Below are 23200 nucleotides of genomic sequence, written 5' to 3' on the forward strand. Positions count from 1 at the left end.
GTGCCCGGCGGAGCAGGTCCGCCACCGGTGACGACGGGTCACGGCCGAAGCCGTCGACACCCCGGAGCGCAGCACCCTTGTCCCATCATCACAAGGAGTCCTAGGTGAGAAACGTGCTCTGGAGAGCCCCGCGCGCAACGATGCGCACGGTCGCGGCCGTCGCCGCTACCGCGGTGGCGCTCCCACTGTCCATGGCGACCGGGGCGGCGGCGTTCGCTGCCACCCCCGGTGCCGCCCAGTCCGCCACCACGTCCGTCGTGGTGCCCCAGGAGGCCGCCGCGGCCCCCTTCGACGCGCTGATCTTCTCCAAGACCGCCGGGTTCCGGCACGACGCGATCCCGGCAGGCATCGCCGCGATCGAGAAGCTCGGGACCGAGAACGGCTTCACGGTCGACGTCACCGAGGACGCGGCCGCCTTCAACGACGAGAACCTCGCGCAGTACGAGGTCGTGATCTGGCTCTCGACGACCGGGGACGTGCTCAACACCGAGCAGCAGGCCTCGTTCGAGCGGTACATCGCGAACGGCGGCGGCTACGCCGGCGTGCACGCGGCGTCCGACACCGAGTACGACTGGTCCTGGTACGGCGGCCTCGTGGGCGCCTACTTCTCGGGTCACCCGCAGAACCAGGACGCCACGATCAAGGTCGAGGACGGCGTCCACCCCTCGACCGCTCACCTGCCGTCCCGCTGGGACCGCCACGACGAGTGGTACAACTTCCGCACGAGCCCGCGCGACACGGTCCACGTGCTCGCGAGCCTCGACGAGACCTCCTACGACGCGGGCAGCGCGAAGATGGGTTCGGACCACCCGATCGCGTGGTGCCAGACCTACGAGGGCGGCCGTTCCTGGTACACCGGCGGCGGGCACACCCAGGCCAGCTACACCGAGCCGGGATTCGTCGAGCACCTGCTGGGCGGCATCCAGACCGCAGCGGGCGTCGTCGACTCGGACTGCAACGCGACGCAGAGCGCGAGCTTCGAGCGCGTCGCGCTCGACGAGGACACGAGCAACCCCATGATGCTCGACGTCGCGCCCGACGGCACGGTGTTCTACGCCGAGCGTGACGGACGGGTCCGTCGCATCGACCACGACGCCAACGTCACGACGACGGCGCTCAGCCTCAACGTGACGCAGGCCAACGAGGACGGGCTGCTGGGCCTGGTGCTCGACCCGGACTTCGCGACGAACGGCTGGCTCTACGCCTACTGGTCGCCCGCGAACGTGGGGTCGGACGGCCCGCACAACCGGATCTCGCGCTACACCTACGACACCGCGTCGAGGACGTTCGACCCCACGAGCGAGAAGAAGCTCCTGACCGTGACCACGCAGCGCGACACGTGCTGCCACGCGGGCGGGGACATGATCTTCGACGAGGACGGCAACCTGATCCTCGCGACGGGCGACAACACCAACCCGTTCGAGTCGGGCGGCTTCACGCCGACCGACGAGCGTCCCGGCCGCAAGAACTACGACGCCCAGGGCTCCTCGGCGAACTCGAACGACCTGCGCGGCAAGGTTCTGCGCATCACGCCCGAGGACGACGGCACGTACTCGATCCCCGAGGGCAACATGTTCGCCCCGGGCACGGACAAGACACGGCCCGAGATCTACGCCATGGGCTTCCGCAACCCGTTCCGCATCGGTATCGACAACGCGTCCGGGAACGTCCTGGTCGGCGACTACGGTCCTGACTCGGGTGCGGCCGACCCCGCTCGCGGTCCTCGCGGCGCGGTCGAGTGGAACGTCGTGAGCGAGCCGGGCTTCTACGGCTGGCCGTACTGCACGGGCGCCAACACGTCGTACGTCGACTACAACTTCGCGACCGGCCAGTCCGGTGCGTCGTTCGACTGCGCGGCGGGCACGACCAACGACTCGCCCAACAACACGGGCATCCAGAAGCTCCCGGCCGCCATCGCCGCCGAGATCTGGTACACCGGCGCGGCCAACCCGCAGTTCCCCGAGATCGGGGGCGGCGGTGCGCCCATGGGCGGCCCCGTCTACGAGTTCGACCCCGAGCTCGACTCCGACGTGAAGTGGCCCGCGTACTGGGACGGCAAGGCGCTGTTCGGCGAGTGGAACCACGGCACGATGTTCTCGATCCAGCTCGACGGCGAGAAGCGTGACCAGATCGTCGACATCAACCGGATCATGCCGGGCGTGCTCGACCCGTCCAACGGGTTCGACCGCCCCATGGACTTCGACTTCGGTCCTGACGGCGCGCTGTACGTGATCGACTGGGGCTCCGGCTTCGGCGGCAACAACGACTCGAGCGCGGTCTACAAGGTCAACTACGTCCAGGGCGACCCCTCGCCGATCGCTCACGCCCGTGCGGACGTGACGAGCGGTGCGGCTCCCCTGACGGTCCAGTTCTCCTCCGAGGGGACGCGTCACCCGGCGGGCGAACCGATCGCCCTCCAGTGGACGTTCGGCGACGGCTCCGCGCCCTCGACCGAGGCGAACCCGACCCACACCTACACCGAGAACGGCTCCTACACCGCCCAGCTCACCGCGACCGACAGCAAGGGCAAGTTCGCCGTCGCCAACGTCACGGTGGTCGTCGGCAACCAGGCGCCCACGGTGAAGATCGAGTTCCCGGACAACGGCGGGTTCTTCGAGTGGGGCGACCAGGTCCGCTACCGGATCACGGTCGAGGACCCCGACGGCGACGTCGACTGCTCGTCGGTCGCGCTGCGCACCTCGCTCGGACACGACTCGCACGCTCACCCCATGGAGGAGCTGTACGGCTGCGAGGGGGTCCTCCAGACCGCACGCGACGAGGGTCACGGCATCGAGTCGAACATCTTCTGGGTCATCGAGGGCTCCTACACCGACGACGGCGGCGAGGCCGGCGTGCCCCTCACGGGCAACGCGCTCCAGGTGCTCCAGCCCAAGCGCGTCCAGTCGGAGTTCTACACCTCGACGGGTCGCGAGACCTCGATCGGGACCAGCGGCACCCCTGGCGTCCAGAAGGAGACCACCTCGGACTCCGCGGGCGGCGGTCAGAACCTGGGCTACATCGAGCCCGGTGACTGGTGGGCGCACGAGCCCGTGAGCCTGACGAACGTCGAGGCCATCAGCCTGCGCGTCGCCTCGCCCAACGCGAACGGCGTGGTCTCGCTGCGCTGGGACGCGCCGGACGGCCCCGAGGTCGGACGGATCACCGTGCCGAACACGGGGGACTGGCAGGTCTACCGCGACGTCTCGACGCCGCTCACGAACGTGCCGGAAGGCAGCGGGACGCTCTACTTCGTCCTGCTCTCGGGCGGCATCAACGTCAACTGGATGGACATCGACGGCCGCGGCGTCACGGACAACATCCGTCCCGACGTCGAGCTCGACGTGCCCACCCTGGTCGGCTCGGCCCCGCTGACGGTCACCGCGACCGCGACGGGCTCCGACCCCGACGGCGAGGCCTCCGACCTGGTCTACGCGTGGGACGACGGGCTGGGCGGCGGGTTCGTCGACGGCGGCCCCGAGTTCTCGCACACGTACACCGCGGCGGGCACCTACCGTCTGCAGGTCCGCGTGACCGACGCGGGCGGCGCCTACACGGTCAAGTACGTGAACATCAAGGTCAACGAGTCCGGTCCGGTCATGTGCTTCTCGGGCCGCTCGGACGACTTCACGGGCACCGCGGTGGACGAGGACCGCTGGTCCACGATCATCCGTCGGGACCAGAAGCTCGCGGTCGCGGACGGTCACCTGGTGATCCCCGCGAGCAAGGCGGACTTCCACGGCCAGGGCGAGGGACCGGTGTCCAACATCGTCCTGCAGGACCTGCCCTCGGGTCCGTGGACGGCGACCACCAAGGTCACCTTCCCGGCACGCGCGCAGTACCAGCAGGCCGGTCTGCTCCTGTGGGGCGACGGGGACAACTACGCCAAGATGGTCATCCAGGGCCGCGGGACCGGGGCCAACCCGAACTCGCGCGTCTTCCAGTTCATCCGCGAGGAGAACGGCGCGCCGAACGAGGTCGCGGCGTCCAACGTGAACATCACGACGGACTTCCCGGACACGTTCTACGTGCGCTACACGAGCGACGGGTCGAACCTGCGGGCGTACTACTCGGCCGACGGCCTGGACTTCACGGCCATGTCGGAGACCAAGTCGCTGCACGGGCTCGTGAACCCGAAGATCGGGCTCGTCGCGTTCGCGAACGACGGTTCCGTCCCGGACGTGGTCGACGCGAAGTTCGACTGGTTCCACATCACGCCGGACGACACGGCCACCGCGGCCGGGCCGGACGACGAGTTCGAGGGCACGTCGCTCGACGGCTGCCGCTGGAGCTCCGTGGTCCGTCCTGACGCGTCGGGCCTCCGGGTGGCCGGTGGCAAGCTCGAGATCGACACGACCCCGACGGACATCTTCGGTACGGGCAACACCGACGTGCCGAACATCGTCCTGCAGGACCAGCCGGCAGGTGACTGGACAGTCGAGACCAAGGTCGACGGCTCGACGTTCGACCAGCAGTACCAGCAGGGTGGTCTGATCCTCTACGGCGACGACGACAACTACGTCAAGCTGGACTTCATCACGAAGAACCAGCCCGGCGCGGCGATCGACCGCGGGATCGAGATGCGCAGCGAGGCCGGCTCGACCGTCCTCAACCCGCAGCCCAACGTCAACAGCCTGACGCAGGGTGTCTGGTGGCTGCGCATGGCCAAGGTGGGCACGACCTACACGGGTTCGTACAGCGCCGACGGCGTGACCTGGACCGAGATCACCCAGAAGGTGACCAACCCCGGTCTGGCGGACGCGAAGATCGGTCTCTACGCCCTCGGGGCGGGCCAGAAGGCCTCCGCGACCGCGACGTTCGAGTACTTCCGCGTCGTGGGACCCCAGGCCGAGCCGCTCACGGTGAGCGGGTCGCTCGACCCGGCCTCGCCGTCGGGCGCGAACGGCTGGTGGACCGGTCCGGTGACCGTCACGGTCGCCACCACGGGCGGTGCGGCGGGCCAGCAGGTCTACCGCGAGTACCAGCTCGACGGCGGAGCGTGGGCCGAGTACACGGCCCCCGTGGTCGTGGACGCACCGGGTGAGCACACGATCAAGGTGCGGGCCTCGGCCGGCACCGAGAACGTGACGGGCGCCGACGTGGCGGTCAAGATCGACGGCGACGGACCGACCGCGGCGGCGACGCTGCGCGAGGACCGCACGGTGGAGATCACGGCCACGGACGACGTCTCGGGGATCGCGTCGGTCGAGTACTCGCTCGACGGCACGACCTGGGTCGCGTACGAGGCACCGGTCGCCGTCGGCGACGCCGCGGCGACCCTCGCCTACCGGGCCACGGACGCGGCCGGGAACGTCACGGCCTCCTCGCTCGAGGTGCCGGCAGGTGAGCTGGTCCCCGCGACCGTCACGGCCGCACCGAAGTGCGTGGCGAACCGGGTGACGCTCGGCGTCACCGCGGTCAACACGGGCGACGCCCCGGTCACGATCGTGGTGCGCTCGGCCTACGGCACCAAGACCTTCACGGGCGTGGCGGCGGGCAAGTCCGCCCACCAGTCGTTCGCGACCCGTGCAGCGTCGATCGAGGCCGGTCAGGTCACCGTCACGGTGACCGACGCCGAGGGGAGGACCAGCACGTACACGATCGACCACGCCGCGGCGAGCTGCGGCTGACCGATCACCGGTGGGGCCGCGGTGAACCGCGGCCCCACCGCCCCTGACGGGCGGGCTGAGGAGCCTCGACCGACGTGTGGCGTCGACGACCCTTCGGCCGGGACGTCGGCACCATGGCCGAGGCTCGTCAGCACGTCTGGCACTTCCGCGTCGACGACGAGGAGGTGCCGGCTCCCGGCACCGGAACCCGGTGCTCCGGCTGGTGCCGGGAGCCACCTACCGTACGACCAGCACCACCCGCAGGACCAGCACCACCGCGCGGCCCGCCGGGCCGCGCAGCCCGACGCACGACCCCTTTCTTTCACGACGAGGTGATGAGCGACATGACTCAGCAGGCGAACCGGAGCTCCGGTCCCGACCGGACGCGTACCCCACGCCCCCGCCCCTTCTCGCACGCGCTGCGTGCGGTCCTGGCAGGGGCCGTCCTGCTGCTCGCCTCGGTGCTCGGCGCAGCCCCCGCGAGCGCCCACGGCGGGGAGATCATCCTGTCGATCGGCGGCGACGGTGCCGGCGGGGTGTCGGTCAACGTGACGTATAAGACCGACGGGCACCCCGTCGAGGAGATCGTCGACGTCATGGTCACCGCGGTCTCCGCGGAGGGCACCGAGGTCGGCCCGATCCAGCTCTCCTCGGCCTCCGAGGGCGTCGGCTGGTACACGTCCGCCCCGGACGTCCTGGGCGAGGGCAACTGGACCGTGACCGCGACGACCACGACGCCCGTCGCGACGACCGCGACGACGCAGATCGACGTGGTCCCCCCGGCGGCCCCGCCCGCTCCCGCGGAGGACGCCGGTACGGAGGCGGACGCCGCCGGCCAGGGCGACGAGGCCTCGGCGACGAGCGAGGACGACGGGACCGGTGTCCCGACGACCGCGATCGTCGTCGGTGCGGTCGTGCTGCTCGCTGCCGCCGGAGCCGTGCTGGTGCTCCGCCGTCGGGCCACGGCTGCCAAGCGCCCCTGAACCCAGGCGCGGCGGTGACCACCGAGCACGCCGCACCACAGCCCACCACAGCGCACCCGGGTGCACGCCGCACCAGGGCGCACCCGCAGCACGACGGAACGAAGGAGACACCGACATGGCACGACCGATCACCCTCTTCACCGGCCAGTGGGCCGACCTGCCCTTCGAGGAGGTCGTACGCCTCGCGTCCGGCTGGGGCTACGACGGTCTGGAGATCGCCTGCTGGGGCGACCACCTGGACCCCTGGCGCTGGGACGACGACGAGTACGTCGCGGGCAAGCTCGCGCTGCTCGAGGCGCACGGGCTCAAGGTCTACGCCATCTCGAACCACCTCAAGGGACAGGCGGTGTGCGACGACCCGATCGACCAGCGTCACCGCGACATCCTCTCGGACCGGGTGTGGGGCGACGGTGACCCCGAGGGCGTGCGTCAGCGCGCGGCCGAGGAGATGAAGAATACGGCGCGTCTCGCGGCGAAGCTGGGCGTCAAGACGGTCGTCGGCTTCACGGGGTCCTCGATCTGGAAGTACGTGGCGATGTTCCCGCCGGCGTCGCAGGCCATGATCGACGCGGGCTACCAGGACTTCGCGGACCGCTGGAACCCGATCCTCGACGTGTTCGACGAGGTCGGGGTCCGCTTCGCGCACGAGGTCCACCCGAGCGAGATCGCGTACGACTACTGGACGACGGTCCGCACGCTCGAGGCGATCGGCCACCGCGAGGCCTTCGGCCTGAACTGGGACCCGAGCCACATGGTCTGGCAGGACCTGGACCCGGTGGGGTTCCTCTGGGACTTCCAGGACCGGATCTACCACGTGGACTGCAAGGACACCAAGAAGCGCATGCACAACGGCCGCAACGGCCGTCTCGGCTCGCACCTGGCCTGGGCCGACCCGCGTCGTGGGTGGGACTTCATCTCGACGGGCCACGGGGACGTCCCGTGGGAGGACAGCTTCCGGATGCTCAACAGCATCGGGTACGACGGCCCGATCTCGGTCGAGTGGGAGGACGCGGGCATGGACCGCCTCGTGGGCGCGCCCGAGGCCCTGGCGTTCGTCAAGCAGTACGCGTTCGAGGCTCCCGACGCGGCGTTCGACGCGGCGTTCTCGACCAAGGAGTAGGCCGGAGCAAGCAGGAGCAGGCAGCACACGAGCACCAGAAGGGCGTCCTCCCACCAGGGAGGGCGCCCTTCCTGCGTGCCCTGGACAGGGTTCGGCACCCGGGCTCAGAACGTCCCGGCACGCTGTGCGTCACGGTTCCACCGCACGACAGTAGGCCTCGGCAATTGTTTAACCGATGGAGTTACCTAACGGTGACATCCAACATTCGGCTTTTGCTTGACGCTCGACATAAGTCGGCCCTACGGTATGGGACATGCGAGCCGAAGAAGTCGCGCGGGACCACGGGGCTGTCAGCGCCCCCACCACCAGGACGGAGCCGTCCTCCCTGAACGGCCGTGCCGTCGTGGACGCCGCGACCACCCCAGTTCATGTCCACCCCGCGAGCGACCTGCTCCCGAGCCGACTGCCCGCCGCGGGCTACCGCGCAGGGATCATCGGGACCGGGTTCATCGGCGAGGTCCACGCCCGCGCGATCCGCACGGCCGGGGGAGACCTCGTCTCGGTCGCCGGCATCGACGCACCGGGGGCGCGAGAGGCCGCCGCCGACCTCGGGGCGCTGGGGTACGCGGCCACGTCGCAGGAGCTCATCGACGACCCGGACATCGACGTGGTGCACATCTGCACCCCCAACTTCCTGCACGTCCCGCTCGCCACGGCAGCGCTGGCCGCGGGCAAGCACGTGGTGTGCGAGAAGCCCCTCGCGATGGACCTCGAGGGCGCGGTAGCGCTCGCCGGTCTCGCCGAGGAGGCCGCAGCCGCGGACGGCCGCGTCGCCGTCGTGCCCTTCGCCTACCGCTTCCACCCCATGGTCCGCGAGGCTCGCGCCCGGGTCCGCAGCGGCGCGGTCGGCACCATCAGCCTCGTGCACGGCTCCTACCTCCAGGACTGGCTCCTGCGGGCCAGCGACGACAACTGGCGCGTCGACCCCGCGCTCGGCGGCGCGAGCCGCGCGTTCGGGGACATCGGCTCGCACTTCTGCGACCTCCTCGAGTTCACGACGGGCCAGCGCATCGTGCGGCTCGTCGCGCAGACCGCGACGATCAACGCCGAGCGCACGGGCGCCGACGGGCGCCCCGCCGCGGTCCGCACCGAGGACGCCGTGACCCTGCAGTACGAGACCGACGGCGGGGCGCTCGGCTCGGCGGTCATCAGCCAGGTCTCGGCCGGCCGCAAGAACCGGCTCTTCCTCGAGATCTCGGGCTCCGAGTCGACGCTCGCGTTCGACCAGGAGGGTCCCGAGACCCTCTGGGAGGGTCGCCGCGACACGAGCCGCCTGCTCATCCGCAACCCCGAGGCCCTCTCGCCCGAGGCTGCCCGCTACTCCCGGCTCCCCGCGGGACACCCGCAGGGATACCAGGACTGCTTCAACGCCCTCGTCGGCGACACCGCGGCGGCCATCAACGGGCAGACGCCCGACGGGCTGCCCACGTTCGCCGACGGGCTCCGGGCCGCGCACCTCGCCGAGGCCGTCGCCCGATCCGCACGCACCGGCACCTGGGTGGAGGTAGGAGCATGACCGCATCGACGGCAGCGGGAGGCGCGAGCACCACGGGCGCGCCCATCCTGCAGCTGCGGGGCATCGGCAAGGTCTTCTTCGGCAACTCGGTCCTGCGCGGCATCGACCTCGACGTGCGGCCCGGTGAGGTCCACGCGCTCGTCGGGGAGAACGGCGCCGGCAAGTCCACGCTCATGAAGATCATCGCCGGGGTCCACAAGCCCGACTCGGGCACCATGGAGCTCGACGGGAAGCCCGTCGCGTTCGCCTCGCCGCTCGCGGCCCAGGCCGCCGGCGTCTCGACCGTCTTCCAGGAGTTCAACCTCCTGCCCGAGCGCACGGTCGCCGAGAACGTCTACCTCGGCCGGGAGCCCCGCCGGCTCGGGATCGTCGACGCAGGGCGCATGGCCCGTGACACCGACGCCCTGCTCGCGGACCTCGGCCTGCACGGCCTCGCGTCCTGGATGCGGGTCGGCTCGCTGTCCGTCGCCGAGCAGCAGATCGTGGAGATCGTCAAGGCCGTCTCCTACGACGCGCGCATCATCTCGATGGACGAGCCCACGGCCGCGCTCGCCGACCAGGAGGTCGAGCTCCTCTACGCGCTCGTCGAGCAGCTGAGGGCGCGCGGCGTCGCGATCCTCTACGTCTCGCACCGGCTCAAGGAGATCTTCGACCTCTGCGACACCATCACGGTGCTCAAGGACGGCGACTTCGTGCTGACGACCGCGACGGCCGACATCACCCCGGACCGCCTGGTGCGGACCATGGTCGGGCGCGAGTTCGCGGGCTACTACCCGGACAAGGATCCCGGCACGGTGCCCGGCGCGGTCAAGCTCGCGCTCGAGGGCGCGGGCAACACCCAGGTCGACGGGATCGACCTCGAGGTCCGTGCGGGCGAGATCGTCGCGCTCGCGGGCCTCCAGGGCAGCGGCCGCACCGAGATCGCGCACGGCGTGTTCGGCGTCGCCCCCTTCACGCGCGGCACGATCCTGCTCGACGGCAAGCCCGTCACGGTCTCCTCGGCCCGCGAGGCGGTCCGCAAGGGCCTGGCGCTCGTGACCGAGGACCGCAAGGCCGAGGGGCTCGCGCTCGAGCAGTCGATCTCCGCGAACGCGCGGCTCGTGCTCGACTCCGTGACCCCGGGGTCCTCCGACCGCCGCGCCAAGGCGATCCCCGGCATCCTCTCGTCGCTCGACCTGGTCTCGCGCTCCAAGGACGCCGAGGTGCAGTACCTCTCGGGTGGCAACCAGCAGAAGGTCGTCCTCGCCAAGTGGCTCGTGACCGACCCCTCGGTGATCGTGCTCGACGAGCCCACGCGAGGGATCGACGTCGGCGCCAAGCGTGCGGTCTACGACCTCATGCGGACCCTCACGGCTCGCGGGGTCGCGATCCTGCTCATCTCCTCGGAGCTCCCCGAGGTCGTCGCCATGGCCGACCGCATCCTCGTGATGCGCGACGGCCGCCTGGCCGGGGAGCTTCCCGCGGGCAGCGACGAGGAGACCATCATGGCGATGGCCACCGGGGCGGGGGACACCTCGGAGCACCTCGAGGTCGACCTCTCCGCCCTCGACGTACCCGTGGGCAACGCAGCCCGCGCACCCCAGTCCGTGCTGCCCGGCGGAGAGCCCGCCTCACCCCGGCACGCGCAGCGCGACACCACCCAGGAGGACCAATGAGCACCGCGGTGAGCACCGCCTCGCCCTCGACGGGGAGCGCGAAGTCGACCTCCGGCCCGCGCCGGCGCCGGCTCGGCTCGACGGGGATCGTCTACCTCGCCCTCGTCGGGATCCTCGTGATCTCGGCAGGACTGGTCGCGGCCCAGGGCGGCAACTTCTTCAGCCAGGGCAACCTGTTCTACCTGCTGTCGCAGACGAGCCTGCTGGGCTTCGTCGCGATCGGGCAGACGTTCGTGATCCTCTGCAAGTCGCTCGACCTGTCGGTCGGCTACGTCGTGGCCTGGTCGTCGCTCGTCGCCGCCACGACCATGGCCGGTGACCCGTCGCGCATCTGGCTCGGCGTGGTCGCGGCCCTCGCGGTCGCCGCGGGAGTCGGCCTGGTCAACGGCCTGGTGATCTCCAAGCTCCGCGTGAACTCGTTCATCGCGACGCTCGGCGTCGGCCTCATCATCAAGGGCTACCTCGACACCCAGTACAAGGGCCCGTCGGGCGAGATCCCCAAGGCGTTCCAGTCCTTCGGCTACACGCGCATCGGCCCGGTGCCGATCTCGGTCATCGTGCTCGCGGTCGTCATGGTGCTCGGTGTGGTCCTGCTGACCCGCACCCGCCCCGGCTATCACATGTTCGCGGTCGGCGGGAACATCGACGTCGCCCGGCTCTCGGGCATCCGCACCGACCGGTCGATCATCCTGGCCCACGTCCTGTGCTCGCTGTGCGCGGGCGTCGCCGGTCTCCTCATCGCGGCTCGCTTCGGCACGGGCAACGCGCTGGTCTACACCTACGGCTACGACCTCAACTCGATCGCGGCCGTCGTGCTCGGCGGGACCCTGCTCATGGGTGGGCGCGGCTCGATCATGGGCACGATCGCGGGTGTCCTGATCCTCGCCTCGCTCGACACGGTGTTCAACGTCCTCGACGTCAGCCCGTTCTTCAAGGACGTCCTGCGCGGCGCGATCATCATCGCCGCGGTCGCGATGTACGCCCGTCGTCAGATCGACCCCGCGAGCAGCAGGGCGAGGTTCCGGGCACTGGCCCAGTCCGTCCGTCCTGGCGGCGCGCGGGGCGGGCAGGCCCCTCCGGGCTCCACGTCCACGTCCGCCCCGTCCACGTCCACCTCGTCCGGCAAGGAGGCCACCCGATGACCGCGAGCACGTCCGCGACCACGCCGAGCGGCACCGGCGCGTCCGGCGCACCGCAGCCGGGGTCTTCGCCCAGCGGCTTCTCCCGCCTGGTGCAGCGCGCCACGTCGGGCAGCTCCTGGACCGTCTACGCCCTGCTGATCGTCGTCTTCGTCGCGATCCTCGTGATGAACCCGTCGTTCGGCGAGCCCATGTCGCTCATGGCCTTCCTCAAGAAGGCGGCGCCGCTGATCGTCCTGGCGATCGGCCAGTACTTCGTGATCGTCTCCGGGGAGTTCGACCTCTCGGTGGGCTCGCTCGTGGGGGCGCAGGTCGTCATCGCGGCCAAGCTCATCGACGGCGAGGAGTCCATGACCTGGCCCGTGATCGGGTTGATGGTCCTCTTCGGCCTGGGGATCGGGCTGATCAACGGTCTGATCGTCACGTTGCTCAAGGTCCCGTCGTTCATCACGACGCTCGGCATGATGCTCGTCCTCTACGGGGCGATCCGCCTCTGGACCGGTGGGGCACCCACGGGCTCCCTGACCGAGGGCTTCCGCCAGTGGGGGCGCGGCGGGTTCCCGGACACGCCCGGTCAGTTCCAGGTGCCGTACGCGGTGCTCATCACGCTCGTCCTCGGCGTCGTCGCCGTGATCGTCATGCGTCGCCCGTACGGTCGCACGCTGGTCGCGACCGGCGACAACGACGTGGCGGCCTCCTACTCGGGCGCCTCGGTCTGGTGGGTGCGCACGCGTGCCTTCCTGTTCTCGGGCTTCATGGCCACGGTCGCGGGCATCCTCATCGGCGGCTACGCCGGTGTGACGGCCCAGGTCGGCGAGGGGCTCGAGTTCATGGCGATCACGGCGGTCGTCCTGGGCGGCGTGGTGCTGGGTGGCGGCCGTGGGTCGGTCGTCGCGGCCATGGCCGGCGCGCTGACCCTCGAGGCGCTGTTCACGCTCTTCAACCAGCTCAGCCTGCCGTCGACGATCCGCCCCGCGGTCCAGGGCGTGATCATCATCGCGGCCGTGGCCTACGCCGCGATGCCGCGCAAGTCCAAGGCAGCGTCTCCGAGCGCCCCGACCACCCCGGCAGGGGTCCCCGAACCCACCGTCCCCAAGGAGCCCCAGCCAGCAGCGCCCTAGTCCTCCGGTCACCCCCCGGAACGCCACACAGATCCGTCCCCGACAGGCCGTCGCACCCGCTGCGACGGCAGGACAAAGAAGTCTCTCGATCATCAGGAGAAGGAACATGCGACGCTCTCGAGTTCTCATGGCAGGGGCCGCGACCGCGGCACTGCTGTTCACCGCTGCGTGCACCACCGACGCGCCCGCCGACACCCCGGACGCGGGTGCCGCGGCCACCGAGGAGTCCACGGAGGAGTCCAACGAGTCCGGTGCGAACAGCCAGTGGTTCGTGCAGGCCGACTACGAGCGCCAGCTCGCGCAGCGCTCGGCGGTCCCCGAGGGCCCGGCCGACCAGCCGAGTGGTTCGTGCAGGCCGACTACGAGCGCCAGCTCGCGCAGCGCTCGGCGGTCCCCGAGGGCCCGGCCGACCAGCCGTGGCTGCAGGCGATCGACCCCGAGTTCGTGGACACCGCGCAGTACGCGAAGGAGGGGGGCAAGAAGCTCTGCTTCTCCAATGCCTCGGTCTCCAACCCGTGGCGTGTCACGGGGTTCATCACGATGCAGCAGCAGGTCGAGGTCCTCAAGGCCTCGGGCGAGATCTCGGAGTTCCGCGTCTCGGACGCGGCCGACGACGACAACAAGCAGATCTCCGACATCCAGGCGTTCGTCGAGGCCGGTGACTGCGACGCGATCATCATCTCGCCCTCGACCACCGCGACCCTGACCCCGGCGGTCGAGGCGGCGTGCGAGAGCGGCAAGCCCGTGATCGTGTTCGACCGCGGNCGACGCGATCATCATCTCGCCCTCGACCACCGCGACCCTGACCCCGGCGGTCGAGGCGGCGTGCGAGAGCGGCAAGCCCGTGATCGTGTTCGACCGCGGCGTGAACTCCGACTGCATGGTCACCTACATCCACCCGATCGGTGGCTACGCCTACGGCGCCGACGGCGCCGAGTTCCTCGTCGAGAACCTCGAGCCCGGCTCGAAGGTCCTCGCGCTGCGCATCCTCCCCGGTGTCGACGTGCTCGAGAACCGTTGGGCCGCCGCGGACAAGATCTTCTCCGACAGCGAGATCGAGGTCGTGGGCCAGGAGTTCACCGGTGGTGACGGCGCCAAGATCAAGGACATCGTGACGCAGTACCTGCAGCGCGGTGACGTGGACGGCATCTGGATGGACGCCGGTGACGGCGCCGTCGCGGCGGTCGAGGCGTTCGAGGACGCCGGCAAGCCCTACCCCGTGTTCATGGGCGAGGACGAGCTGAGCTTCATGCGCAAGTGGCAGGAGACGGACATGACCGCCNGTCGAGGCGTTCGAGGACGCCGGCAAGCCCTACCCCGTGTTCATGGGCGAGGACGAGCTGAGCTTCATGCGCAAGTGGCAGGAGACGGACATGACCGCCCTGGGTGCGGTGTACTCCAACTTCCAGTGGCGCACCCCGATCCTCGCAGCCCAGAAGATCTGGAACGGCGAGCAGGTCCCGGCCGAGTGGGTCCTGCCGCAGTCGCCCATCACGGGCGAGGACCTGGACGCCTACCTCGANCACCCATGAAGACCATGTATCGGCTGGAACGGCGAGCAGGTCCCGGCCGAGTGGGTCCTGCCGCAGTCGCCCATCACGGGCGAGGACCTGGACGCCTACCTCGAGGCCAACAAGGACATGCCGTCGCTGCACTACGCCAAGTTCGGTGGCGAGGACCTGCCCGGCTACCCCGAGGCCTGGACCGACCGCTGACCCCAGCGACGGCCCGACCGCACCACGGGTAGCCCGCGGCTCGGCCCCTCGACCAGCTCGAGGGGCCGGGCACGGCCCACCCGAGCACGACCCGCACGTCCCACCCACGGTGCCCGACGACGCAGCCCGCCCTCCGCGCGAGGGCGAGCTCCGGCGTCGGGCACCCGGGTGACGCACCCACCGACGAAAGAGAGCAACGTGGCTCGCACGCGCCCCCTCGGGGTCAACACCTGGGTGTGGACCTCACCCCTGACCGACGGCTCCCTCCGCGAGATCGCACCGCGCGTCGCCGGGTGGGGATTCGACGTCCTCGAGCTGCCCGTCGAGGACGTGACCGACTGGAACCCGCAGCAGGCCGCGCGAGTCCTCGCGGACAACGACCTCGGGGCGTCGGTGTCCCTCGTCATGGGCCCCGGCCGCGAGCTCGTCGCGGCCGACGCCGGCACGGTCCGCCGGACCCAGGACTACCTGCGCCAGGTGATCGACATGGCGGCCACCGTGGGCTCGGGCGTGATCGGCGGACCCGCGTACGCGTCCGTCGGGCGCACCTGGCGGCTGACCCCCGCCCAGCGTGAGGCGGCCAACGCCGAGCTGGTCGAGCACCTCGCCCCCGTCGTCGACCACGCGATGGCCGCGGGCGTACGGATCGGCCTCGAGCCGCTCAACCGCTACGAGACGAGCCTCGTCAACACGGTCGACCAGGGGCTCGCGGTCGTCGCGCCGCTGCCGTCGGCCGGGATCGGGCTGATGCTCGACATCTACCACATGAACATCGAGGAGACGGACCTGGCGGCCGCAGTGACGCGCGCCGGGGACCGGATCGCGCACGTGCAGGTCTGCGGCAACGACCGCGGGGCCCCCGGCAGCGACCACCTCGACTGGCACGCGTTCCTCGGCGCGCTCGACGCCACGGGCTACGACGGCTCCCTGTGCATCGAGTCGTTCACCGCCGACAACGCGACCATCGCGACGGCCGCCTCGATCTGGCGTCCGCTCGCCCCCACCCAGGACGCCATCGCAGTCGATGGCCTGGACTTCCTGAAGGGACTGATGCGCGGCTGATCGATCGGTAGGAACACCGACGGCGCCGGCACGCCGTGGGACGACGTATCTCTTCACAGCACGTGCGCCCCGTTCACCGACGAACAGGGCACGCAAACCACGTGCCGACTGCCCTGGAGGCAAGACACATGAAGGCTGCGCGACTTCCCCTGCGGGGAAGAGCCGTCGCGGCGCTGACCATCGGAGCACTGGCGTTCACCCTCGCGCCCGTGACCATGGCAGCTGCCCACGACGGACCACACGAACCCGGTGACGACCGCAAGGTCCTCATCTTCACCAAGACGACCCAGTTCCGGCACTCCGAGGCGATCACGCAGGGCACCCCGGTGCTCGAGGCCGCGTTCGCCGACGTCGGCATCGCGTCCGACCACACCGAGGATTCCTCGGTGTTCACCGACGCGGGCCTGGCGGAGTACGACGCGCTGGTGATGTTCCAGACGTCGGGCGACCCGTGGAACGCCGACCAGAAGGCCGCGCTCGAGCGCTACCAGCAGGCCGGCGGCGGCATCGTCGCGATCCACAACGCGACCGACATGCGCGGGAACTACGGCTGGTGGGACGACATGATCGGGGCGCTCATGCCCGGTCACGCGGCCACGGGCAACAGCCCCGGCCTGCCCGGCACGGTCCGCGTCGAGGACCGCGTCCACCCCTCGACCAGCCACCTCGACCAGCGCTGGAACCGCGCGGACGAGTGGTACAACTACTCGGCCAACGTCCGCGGCAGCGCGCACGTGCTCGCCACGATGGACGAGTCGACCTACGACGCCGGCGGCAACAAGATGGGCGCCGACCACCCGATCTCGTGGTGCAAGCCCTACGACGGCGGCCGCGCCTGGATGACCGGCATGGGCCACTTCGGTGCGCACTTCACCGGTGAGCCGGACCTGGTCCAGCACATCGTGGGCGGCGTCCAGTGGGCGTCCGGCCAGGTCGCGGGCGACTGCGGCGGCACCGACTGGGGCCAGTTCGAGAAGGTCGCGCTCGACACGAACACGAGCGCACCGTTCGGCATGGACGTCGCTCCCGACGGCCGTGTGTTCTTCACCGAGCTCGTGCGCGGTCAGATCCGCGTCTACGACCCGCGCACCCAGAACACCTCGACCGCGATCACCATCCCCGTGTACTCCGGTGGTGAGGACGGCCTGCTGGGCATCGCGCTCGACAAGGACTTCGCGACCAACGGGTACCTGTACCAGTACTACTCGCCGGCCAGCGCCAACGACTCCGACCCGGCGAACTTCTTCAACCGGATCTCGCGCTTCACCGTGACCGACGGCGGTCCCGGTGGCACCGTGATCGACCCGGCGTCGGAGAAGGTCCTCATCGAGGTCCCGGCCGGGCGTCTGCCCGACGAGCCGGGTCACACCGGTGGCAGCCTGATCTTCGACGACCGCACCGGTGACCTGTACATCGGCGTGGGCGACGACGTGAACCCGCACTCCGAGCCCTCGGGCGGCTACGCGCCGATCTCCGAGCGCCCGGGGCAGCAGCACGACGCCCGCGCGACGTCGGCCAACACCAACGACCTGCGCGGCAAGGTGCTCCGCATCCACCCCGAGGCCGACGGCACGTACACGATCCCCGAGGGCAACCTGTTCGCCCCGGGCACCGACAAGACGCTGCCCGAGATCTACGCCATGGGCTTCCGCAACCCGTTCCGGTTCACGATCGACCCCGCCACGGGCAACCTCGGCGTGGCCGACTACTCGCCCGACAACGGTTCCGACAACCTCGCGAACCGCGGCCCTGCGGGCATCGCCGAGTGGAACTACATCCAGGAGCCGGGCTTCTTCGGCTGGCCCCTGTGCATGGGCAAGAACGAGCCCTTCCGCGACGTCGACTACCGCACCAACCCGGTCACGGTCGGCGCCTTCTTCGACTGCGCCAACCCGGTCAACGACTCGATCCTCAACACGGGTCTGACGCAGCTCCCGCCGGCCCAGCCCGCGGACATGTACTACGGCTACCAGCGCACCTCGGCCCCCGGCGTCATCAACGCCGGCGGCGGTCTCGCACCCATGGGTGGTCCGTTCTACAGCTACGACGCCGATCTCGTGTCGGACACCAAGTTCCCGGAGTACTACGACGGCAAGCCCTTCTTCTACGAGTGGGCGCGCAACAAGATGTACTCGATCGACCTCAAGGACGCGACGCCGCAGGGCGCTGCTGTCGAGAAGGTCAACCCCTTCCTGTCGAACGAGCAGTTCCTCGCTCCGATCGACTCGACGTTCGGCCCCGAGGGCGCGCTCTACGTGCTCGACTGGGGCGGCGGCTTCGGCCGTGACAACCCGAACTCGGGCCTGCACCGCATCGACTACATCTCCGGTTCGCGCTCCCCGGTGGCCAAGCCGGCCGCCACGCCGGACTCGGGAACGGCCCCGCTGACCGTCACGTTCGACGGCTCGGCGAGCACGGACCCCGAGAACGAGGCGCTCACGTACGCGTGGGACTTCGACGGTGACGGCACGACGGACTCGACCGAGGCCAAGCCGACCCACACCTACACCGAGAACGGCGTGTTCGACGCCCGCCTCACGGTCAAGGACCCCTCGGGCAAGGTCGGTACCGCCACGGCGCCGATCACGGTGGGCAACACGCGCCCCGAGGTCGACTTCAACCTGCCGCCGACCGGGTCGTTCTTCGACTTCGGCGACCGGATCGACTGGGACGTCTCGGTCACCGATGCCGAGGACGCCTCGATCGTCGACGAGAACGTCATCATCCAGCCGGCCCTCGGTCACGACGCGCACGCGCACCCGTCCGAGCCGCTCCACGGCACGACGGGCTCGGTCGAGACGGGCCTGGGCGGTGGCCACGGCGAGGACATGAACGTCTTCTACGTGCTCGACGCCCGCTACACCGACGGTGGCGGCGAGGGCGGCGTGCCCGCGCTGACCGGCTCCGACACGACGCTGGTGTTCGGCAAGAAGCGTGAGGCCGAGTTCCAGACGGCCTCGCAGGGCACGACCCAGCTCCCGAGCCGGGACGTCGAGGGCGGCGGTTCGGTCATCACGGGCAAGGACGGGGCCTGGTCCTCGTACGACCCGTTCAACCTCCACCAGATCAGCGCGCTGTCGCTGCGCGTCTCGGCAGCCCAGGCGGGCACCGTCGAGCTGCGTCGTGACGCTCCCGACGGCGAGCTCCTCGCCACGGCCTCCGTCCCGGAGACCGGGCTGGGGACCTTCACCGACGTGCGCGTCGACGTGGCGGACCCGGGCGAGAGCTTCACCCTGTACGTCGTGTTCCCCGGTGCGGGCGAGCGTCGCCTGAACTTCATCGAGGCGCACGGCAAGGGCATCTCGGCCACGACCCGTCCCGAGGTCGTCGTGACCGCCCCCGAGGCGGGCGTCCAGCTCGAGCAGGGCGAGATCACGGTCTCGGCAGACGCGACGGACGCCGAGAACACGGTCACGCAGGTCGAGTTCTTCGTCAACGGCCAGTCGATCGGCACGGACACGTCCGCGCCGTACACGACGACGTGGAACGTGACGGCGGACAACTACTACAAGCTGACCGCGGTCGCCACGAACGACAAGGGCCTCACCACGAAGTCCCGCATCGTCATGGCGCAGGTCGGTGACCTGTTCGCCGGCATGAAGACCTACACCAACGCGAACGGCACGTTCGAGCAGCTGTCCGAGGGCAAGTACCTCGTGACCTCTGCGGGTGCCAACATGTGGCAGGGCACCGACGAGTACTCGGCCATCTACAAGGAGGCCGGTGCGGACGAGAAGTGGTCCGCGACGGTCAAGGTCAACAGCCAGGGCAACTCCAACGGGTCCGCCAAGGCGGGTCTCATCGTCCGCAACGACGTGACGCAGCCGGGCAAGTCGCCGGGCTACGCGGCCCTGGGCATCCGTCCGAACGGTGGCTTCGAGTGGCTGCGCGGCAACGCCGCGGGGCAGCTCGTGACGTCGTCCGCGGCGAGCTCGACGAGCTACCCCGCGTGGGTGCGGATCGAGCGTGACGGCGACCTGTACACGGCGTCGTGGAGCAAGGACGGCGAGAACTTCACCCAGATCGGCGACCCGGTGTCCCTGCCGGGTGCGGCGTCGGTCCAGGACGTCGGCCTGTTCGTGACGGCGCACAGCTCGAGCACGAGCGCGGTCGAGTTCCAGGACTTCTCGTTCGACGACGACCCGGTCGACCCGACCGAGCCGGGCACGGACACGCCGCCGCAGTGCGCGGCGCAGAAGTCCGACGAGTTCGACGCCCCGTCGATCAACACCGGTCGCTGGACCGTGGTGCGCACCGCACCCGGGAAGTCGATCACCGTCGTGGACGGCAAGGCGGTCCTGCCCGTCGTCCAGGGCGACATCAACGAGGCGGTCCCGGGCCCGATCAGCTACCTGGGTCAGCCGGCACCTGCCGGGGCGTGGGAGATCCAGACCAAGGTCGAGGTCCCGCTCGCACGGCACTGGCAGCACGCGGGTCTCCTCGTGCACGTGAACGACAACGAGTACACCAAGTTCGCGTTCACGAAGAACCAGAGCGGGGCTCGTTTCCTCGAGTTCCAGACCGAGACCGGCGGTGCGCGCACGTGGCACGGCCAGACGGACGTCGCCGCGAGCTTCCCGTCGTCGGTGTACCTCAAGCTGACCTCGACGGGTACGGCCATCACGGCCGCGTACTCGGCGGACGGCCAGACGTGGACCGCGATCGCGGGCTCTGCCCCGGTCAAGGCGAACGCGACCTTCGGCGTCATCGCCGCGGGCGACACGGGCACGGCCGACTCGGTCGCGCTGGTCGACTGGTTCAAGGTCACGCCGGACTCGACGGACGACGGAACGCGGGTTCCTTCTGACGAGTTCGAGGGCACCTCGCTCGACGGCTGCCGCTGGAACAACGTGGTCCGCTACGACGCCTCGAAGGTCGAGGTCGCCGGCGGCGAGCTGCGTATCACCACCCAGCCGGGTGACATCAACAACAACAACCCGGTCAGCCCGCGCAACTTCGTGCTCCAGGCTGCCCCCGAGGGCGACTGGGTCGCGGAGACCCGCTTCAAGGCTCCGCTGCTGCACCGTTGGCAGTACGCGGGTCTGATGGCGTACGGCGACGACGACAACTACGTCAAGCTCGACGTGGTCGCCAAGAACCAGCCGGGCACCCCGCTGAACCTGGGTGCCGAGCTCGCGTCGGAGAAGAACGCGGCCTCGAGCGGCGGCAACCGCCAGCTCGAGATCGCCGACACCACCGAGTCGGGCTACTGGTACCTGCGCATGGAGAAGGTGGGCAACACCTACCAGGGCTGGGTCAGCGACGGCGGCGTGAACTGGACGTCCCTCGGGGCGCCCGTCACGAACGACGCCGCACTCACGTCCTTCGGTCTCGTGGCCATCGGCCCCGAGCAGGAGGTCCCGGTCACGGTGGCGTTCGACTGGTTCCACGTCACCACGGGTGACGAGGACACGCAGGCGCCGGTCGTGACCGTCGCCCAGGACCCGGCGGCCGGCGCGTCCGGCTGGAACACCGGGGCCGTGACGGTCTCCGCGACGGCCACCGACGACGTCTCGCAGACGCCGTCGATCGAGGTCAAGGTCGCCGACGGCGACTGGGCCCCGTACACGGCCGGCGTGGCGCTCACGACGGACGGGGAGCACACGCTCGCCTTCCGGGCGTCCGACGAGGCGGGCAACGTCTCCGAGGAGGTCGCCCACGTGGTCAAGATCGACGCCACGGTGCCGACGGCCACGGCCGAGCTCGCCGAGCGCACGGTGACCCTCGCGGGCGCCGACGCAGGTTCGGGTGTCGAGCGGGTCGAGTACCGTCTCGCCGACACGGCCGAGGGCGAGTGGCTCACGTACGGCGAGCCGGTCGTGGTCGGGAACGGGGCCGTCGAGGTCTCGTACCGCGCGGTCGACGTCGCCGGGAACGTGAGCGAGCCGCTCACCCTCTCGGTGCCCGCGGTCGAGGGCGGGGTCTCGGCCGAGGTCGTGGCCAAGACCCAGTGCACCGCAGGCAAGGTGCTCGTCAACGTGCGGGTCGTCAACACCGACGACGCGCCCGCGACGATCAAGGTGAGCACGCCGTTCGGGACGAAGACCTTCACGGGTGTCGCTCCGGGCAAGTCCGCGTCGCAGACGTTCAGCTCGCGTCTCGGGGCGATCGAGGCGGGTTCCGTCACGGTCACCACGACGATCGGGGACCGGACGTCGACGTACACGGTCGACTACGCGGCTGCTTCCTGCGGCTGATGCACGAACGGCAGGCGTCGCCCCCTCGGGGGCGGCGCCTGCCGCGCACGTCGTCCCGCCCGTGACGGCCCGACGGCGTACGGCTCTGACAGCGCTTCCCTGCCCGGTCTCCCGGCAGGCCTCTTCCGTACACCCGCATCAACCTCCGTCTTCGTGCCGGGCGCCCGCGCCGGCACGAACCTCCCGCCCCCGACAGACAGGAACCGACCCGTGGCGCAGAAGACCGCAGCACGACGCAGCAAGGCGGACCTCGCAGCCCGGTCGGCGACCGCTCGAGGAGCGGGACCCCGGTCCGGGGATGGTGCCGGCCGTCCCCAGCAGCGGCCACCGGAGCGCGCGAGCGCCCGGTGGCCGTGGAACCTCTCGCGCGCTCGTCGCGCGTGGCTAGTGGTCGCCGCGGTCGCGGTGGCCGCGGTGGTCGTCGCGGCGGTCGCCTGGGCCGTGACGCGCGGGCCCGACGACGGAGCGTCCGGCGCGTACGCCGTCGACCCCGCGCGCGTGGCCGAGCTCGAGGCCGCCGAGGTGGCGCGCGACGCCGAGAACCTGGGCGTCGTGACCGACTTCGCGGTCTCCGCCCAGGAGAGGCTCGTGCCGACCATGCACGAGCTGTCCGTGGCACTGCCGCTCGACGGCGCGCCCGGGACCCCGGCGACCCCTGAGCAGCTCGCCGCGTGGCGGGACCAGCTCGCGGCCCTGACGACCGAGGCAGAGGCCCTCCCGACGGGCGCGTCGGGGTACAACGTCACGCGCAACGGGCTGGGCGTCTCGATCGCGCTGCTGGGTGACGCGCTCGACACGCTCGAGCTCGCCGAGGGGTCGGCCGAGCCGGCCCGGGCGCAGCTCCTGGCGCTCGCGGCCGACCTGCGCCTGCGCGCCGCGGACACGTGGAGCATGGCCGCGACCCAGCTCGACGACCTGAGCGTCGCCGCAGACCAGGGGCACGTCCACGTGTTCCTCCCGCTCCACCCGGACGACGCAGGCGATGGCGCCGCGAGCCTGGGGGAGAGCGACCACTAGACCGGTGCCCGCCGGGACCACCTGCGGGTGGGCCGAGTCCCGGCGGGCACCCAGGAGCACCGCGCGCAC

Annotated in this window: 12 protein-coding genes; all 12 read left to right on the forward strand. The window is 70.5% G+C overall.

Going from position 1 to position 23200, the window contains the following annotated elements; translation table 11 throughout:
• The first annotated feature begins 104 nt into the window (after positions 1-104).
• The 12 genes from ASE27_RS04690 (at position 105) to ASE27_RS04745 (ending at position 23131) form a co-directional block, all read left to right on the forward strand.
• Complete coding sequence (locus ASE27_RS04690; RefSeq protein ID WP_235535347.1) at positions 105-5627, forward strand: ThuA domain-containing protein; 5523 nt, start codon at positions 105-107, stop codon at positions 5625-5627.
• A gap of 314 nt (positions 5628-5941) precedes the next feature.
• Positions 5942-6589: a hypothetical protein gene (locus ASE27_RS04695; RefSeq protein WP_056646345.1), complete on the forward strand. Its 648-nt coding sequence runs from the start codon at positions 5942-5944 to the stop codon at positions 6587-6589.
• A 115-nt stretch (positions 6590-6704) separates the two neighbouring features.
• Positions 6705-7709 (forward strand): sugar phosphate isomerase/epimerase, encoded by a 1005-nt coding sequence (locus ASE27_RS04700; protein ID WP_056646348.1) that lies wholly within the window; start codon positions 6705-6707, stop codon positions 7707-7709.
• A gap of 253 nt (positions 7710-7962) precedes the next feature.
• The gene (locus tag ASE27_RS04705; protein WP_082608494.1) at positions 7963-9225 is read left to right on the forward strand and encodes a Gfo/Idh/MocA family protein; all 1263 of its coding nucleotides are present in this window, start codon (positions 7963-7965) and stop codon (positions 9223-9225) included.
• Positions 9222-10880, forward strand: coding sequence for a sugar ABC transporter ATP-binding protein (locus tag ASE27_RS04710; protein ID WP_056646351.1), 1659 nt, complete (start codon positions 9222-9224; stop codon positions 10878-10880). Before ASE27_RS04705 ends, ASE27_RS04710 begins: the two co-directional genes overlap by 4 nt.
• A complete protein-coding gene (locus ASE27_RS04715) occupies positions 10877-12022 on the forward strand; it encodes an ABC transporter permease (RefSeq protein ID WP_082608495.1) in 1146 nt (381 codons plus the stop codon). The genes ASE27_RS04710 and ASE27_RS04715 overlap by 4 nt, the downstream gene beginning before the upstream one ends.
• Complete coding sequence (locus ASE27_RS04720) at positions 12019-13140, forward strand: ABC transporter permease (RefSeq protein ID WP_056646354.1); 1122 nt, start codon at positions 12019-12021, stop codon at positions 13138-13140. The genes ASE27_RS04715 and ASE27_RS04720 overlap by 4 nt, the downstream gene beginning before the upstream one ends.
• 540 nt (positions 13141-13680) lie before the next feature.
• On the forward strand, positions 13681-13904 hold a 224-nt coding region (locus ASE27_RS20810), incomplete at its 3' end, for a substrate-binding domain-containing protein (RefSeq protein ID WP_255354694.1).
• 38 nt (positions 13905-13942) lie between these two features.
• Positions 13943-14422, forward strand: a 480-nt coding sequence (locus tag ASE27_RS20815; RefSeq protein WP_369818983.1) for a substrate-binding domain-containing protein, incomplete at its 3' end; no start/stop codon positions are given.
• Between the two features lie 631 nt (positions 14423-15053).
• Entirely contained in the window at positions 15054-15917 is an 864-nt protein-coding gene (locus ASE27_RS04735; protein WP_056646363.1) for a sugar phosphate isomerase/epimerase, read from the forward strand.
• A 215-nt stretch (positions 15918-16132) separates the two neighbouring features.
• A complete protein-coding gene (locus tag ASE27_RS04740; RefSeq protein WP_235535356.1) occupies positions 16133-22114 on the forward strand; it encodes a ThuA domain-containing protein in 5982 nt (1993 codons plus the stop codon).
• Positions 22115-22324: 210 nt separating this feature from the next.
• Positions 22325-23131 carry a hypothetical protein gene (locus tag ASE27_RS04745; protein WP_157257369.1) on the forward strand — a complete coding sequence of 269 codons (807 nt, stop codon included), beginning with the start codon at positions 22325-22327 and terminating at the stop codon, positions 23129-23131.
• Positions 23132-23200: the final 69 nt, after the last annotated feature.

The organism is Oerskovia sp. Root918 (assembly GCF_001428945.1).
GTDB lineage: Bacteria > Actinomycetota > Actinomycetes > Actinomycetales > Cellulomonadaceae > Oerskovia > Oerskovia enterophila.